Source organism: Mucilaginibacter sp. (assembly GCF_036383575.1).
GTDB lineage: Bacteria > Bacteroidota > Bacteroidia > Sphingobacteriales > Sphingobacteriaceae > Mucilaginibacter.
Window position 1 is genome coordinate 1 of the sequence record NZ_DASVOB010000175.1, and the last position, 3,455, is coordinate 3,455.

2 protein-coding genes and 1 pseudogene are annotated in these 3,455 nt (G+C 45.1%); all 3 read right to left on the bottom strand.

Annotation, left to right across the window (positions count from 1 at the left end; genetic code table 11):
* Nucleotides 1–1,574, bottom strand: a pseudogene (locus VF500_RS06395) (vitamin B12-dependent ribonucleotide reductase); the annotation flags it as partial.
* 429 nt (nt 1,575–2,003) lie between these two features.
* Nucleotides 2,004–2,765, bottom strand: coding sequence for a phosphosulfolactate synthase (locus tag VF500_RS06400; protein ID WP_330858868.1), 762 nt, complete (start codon nt 2,763–2,765; stop codon nt 2,004–2,006).
* A gap of 312 nt (nt 2,766–3,077) precedes the next feature.
* Nucleotides 3,078–3,455, bottom strand: a 378-nt coding sequence (locus VF500_RS06405; RefSeq protein WP_330858869.1) for a tetratricopeptide repeat protein, incomplete at its 5' end; no start/stop codon positions are given.

Sequence of the window (3,455 nt, forward strand, 5' to 3'; positions counted from 1 at the left end):
TGGTTATCATTATACCGGCTGAAAGTGCCTAACTCTCGGGCCATTTCGGCTGAGGTTGCGTAGGCAGTACCGGTCATGATGGCGGTAATTGCCCCTCCAATAGCGCGGGCCTCGTCGCTGTCATAAGGAATACCGTTTACCATCAGCGCCGAGCCAAGGTTAGCATAGCCAAGACCAAGCGTACGGTAGTCATATGATAGTTGTGCTACTTCCTTTGAAGGGAATTGAGCCATCAGCACAGAAATTTCCAATACGATGGTCCACATGCGGCAGGCATGCTCAAACCCTTTTACATCAAACACGCGGGTTTGCGGGTTAAAGAAATGGGCAAGGTTAATGGATGCCAGGTTACAGGCCGTATTATCCAGAAACATATATTCCGAACATGGGTTAGACGCATTGATCCGGCCGCCTTCCGGGCAGGTATGCCACTCGTTAATAGTGCTGTCAAACTGCACACCCGGATCGGCACAGGCCCAGGCTGCAAAGGCTATATCGTCCCAAAGTTTTTGCGAGGAAATAGATTTAACCGTTTTGCCGCTCATGCGGCTGGTTAAATTCCATGCCGAACCGGTTTTAAGTGCGGTAAAAAAGCTATTGGGGATACGTACCGAATTATTGGAGTTTTGGCCTGAAACGGTGCGATAAGCTTCGCCCTCGTAATCGGATGAATAACCTGCGGCTATCAGGGCTGCAACTTTCTTTTCCTCCTCCACTTTCCAGTTCACAAAACCTTCAATTTCGGGATGATCAAGATCCAGGCAAACCATTTTAGCTGCCCTGCGGGTTGTTCCGCCCGATTTGATGGCACCAGCCGCCCTGTCGCCAATTTTCAGGAATGACATCAGGCCTGATGAATAACCGCCACCGGATAATTTTTCATTGTCGCCACGGATCTTAGAGAAATTGGTACCCACGCCCGAGCCGTATTTAAAAATGCGGGCTTCGCGAACCCAAAGGTCCATAATGCCGCCCTCGTTCACCAGGTCGTCATCAACAGAAAGGATAAAGCAGGCATGAGGTTGCGGGCGCTCATAGGCCGAGGTTGATTTGCTCAGCTGTTCAGTTATCGGGTCCACAAAATAATGTCCCTGCGGTTTGCCCGTAATACCGTATGAAGTATGCAGACCGGTGTTGAACCACTGCGGCGAGTTTGGTGCTGCCAGCTGTCCTACTATGGTGTAAACTATTTCGTCGTAAAAAATATCGGCGTCTTTTGGCGTAGCAAAGTAACCATAGCGCGTGCCCCAGTCTTTCCAGCAGTTGGCCATACGGTGGGCAACCTGTTTAATGCTTTTTTCAGATCCGGTTGTGCCATCAGGTTGCGGAACGCCTGCCTTGCGAAAATATTTTTGCGCCAGGATATCGGTAGCTACCTGCGACCAGCCAGCAGGTACCTCAACATCGTTCATCTCAAATACAGCATCGCCGGAGGGATTGCGGATAACCGACGATCGTTTTTCATATTTAAACAGGTCATAAACATTAGTGCCTTCTTTGCTGAAATAGCGTTCGGCTTTGAGCCCCTTTTCTCCGCTTACTGCGGGTGCCTTCCTGGTAATGTTTTTAGCCATAGCTTTTACTGATTATGATAAAATTAACTGAGCAGATGCAACACTAAAAAAGGTTCAGGGGTTTTAACTCAAATCTATTAGTATGCTGAATAGCATAATAGCCGGAGTTTTCCACAGGGTTGGCGGTAATTGCGGTAGATGAACTTTGGTTAATTTATATTGCCTGTTTTTCAGTTGATTATGGTGTTAATAACTAAGAATTGATGTGTGCAAACAGGTGTTATAAAATGAGAGTGTCCTTGCACGAACGAAGCAATCCCTCGATAGGAAAAGCCGCTCTGTATAGCATGCGATTGCCACGCTGCGCTCGCAATGACATAGTAGATTATTTCCTTGTGTCGGAAGATATTCCCATAGAGGATGAAAACAAAAAGCCCTCAGATTACTCCGAGGGCTTGGGTTAATTGTTATATTAAGATCAGTCAACAATTACATCTCTAAAAAATGGTCGAAAGTATCGCTGCGGATACCCAGCCTTAAGGTTTCCAATGGAATGATATCTGTAGGGGCGATATTGCCGAGGCTCACGTTTGCACCAATCAGTTTAATGAACCAAACCTGTTGTGCTTTTTGAGGGGCTTCCCAAATAATAGTTCCTTCGGGGATCTGGGTCAGGATCTCGTCAACCAGGCCCTGGCGTACCTCGCCCGAATCACGGTAGATGCCTACGTTACCGCTTTCGCGGGCTTCGGCGATAACTTTCCATGAACCCGCCTCAATTTCGGCGTTCATGAGTTTGATCCATTTATAAGGGGCAAAGATCTTTTGCACATCTTTTGAACCCACTTCAGATATCACAGTAACCTGTTTGGCCAGCTCGCTGATGTATTTACATTTTACATCATGCTCAATAGTGATCGATCCATCAGATACTTCGCAATGTTCCAGCTGGTATTTATCCAGTAAACGACGGTAATCATCAAATTGATTACGTACAATAAAAGCCTCAAATAATGTACCGCCGAAATAAACCGGGATCCCGGCGTCGCGATAAAGTTTCAGTTTCTGCTCAAGATTGGGCGTAACATATGATGTAGCCCATCCCAGCTTCACTATATCAGTATAATGGCCGCCTACTTCAATAAAATCTTCAACCTGGCGTAAACTAAGGCCTTTATCCATCACCATGGTAATGCCTTTGTCACGTGGTTTAGTTGTACGGTCAGGAAGATGATTAATCGTGTAGTTCATTGTAAGTATTTGTTATAGCCTATAACTAAAAGTTCTAATGAAACAAAGGTCGCAACAAAACTGCAGATGTGCAAATTTCAAATGTTAAATGATCTTAAAGCTCACGGTAAATTCATTGTTGATAGCGAGTGGTTGATTAAGTTGATTAGGTAAGCAGTTTGATATATCTGATCTTGCGACCGTGCGTTTGTCTTAAAACACGAAAAGACACATATTTTTATGCGTCTTTTCGTGTTTACCTTATTTAAGAGATAGAACCATTCACCTAATCAACTCAATCAACCACTCACCTAAGTAAATGAATCAGCCTCCCTACTTAGTATACCTGTTGATGATATCCACAATCACCTTGTTCTTTTGTAATTGCGGCAGGTAATCAAACAGGATGTAATGTTTCTCCGGATCAGCTGCTAAGGCATACTCCAGGTTGTTAAGGGCTTCGTTGTATTCGCCTTTGGCAAACAGATAGGCTACCATACGATAGTAAAGCTCAGCTGCTTCCGGGTTATTTTTGATCGCCTGGGCAATGATCTCGATGGCTTCATTAAGCTTTTGCTGCTCGTAAAGTATCGATGAGTAATCCAGCCACGCGTCAATATCAAGCGGATTTAATTCCACTACTTTTTCATACGCTTTTTCTGCTTCGTCTAAATGGCCAAGCTTGTACTCAGCATCGGCTATGGCAAACCA

Coding starts and splice junctions, on each gene's coding strand:
- VF500_RS06400 (WP_330858868.1), bottom strand. CDS start 2,765: ATGAACTACACGATTAATCATCTTCCTGACCGTACAACTAAACCACGT.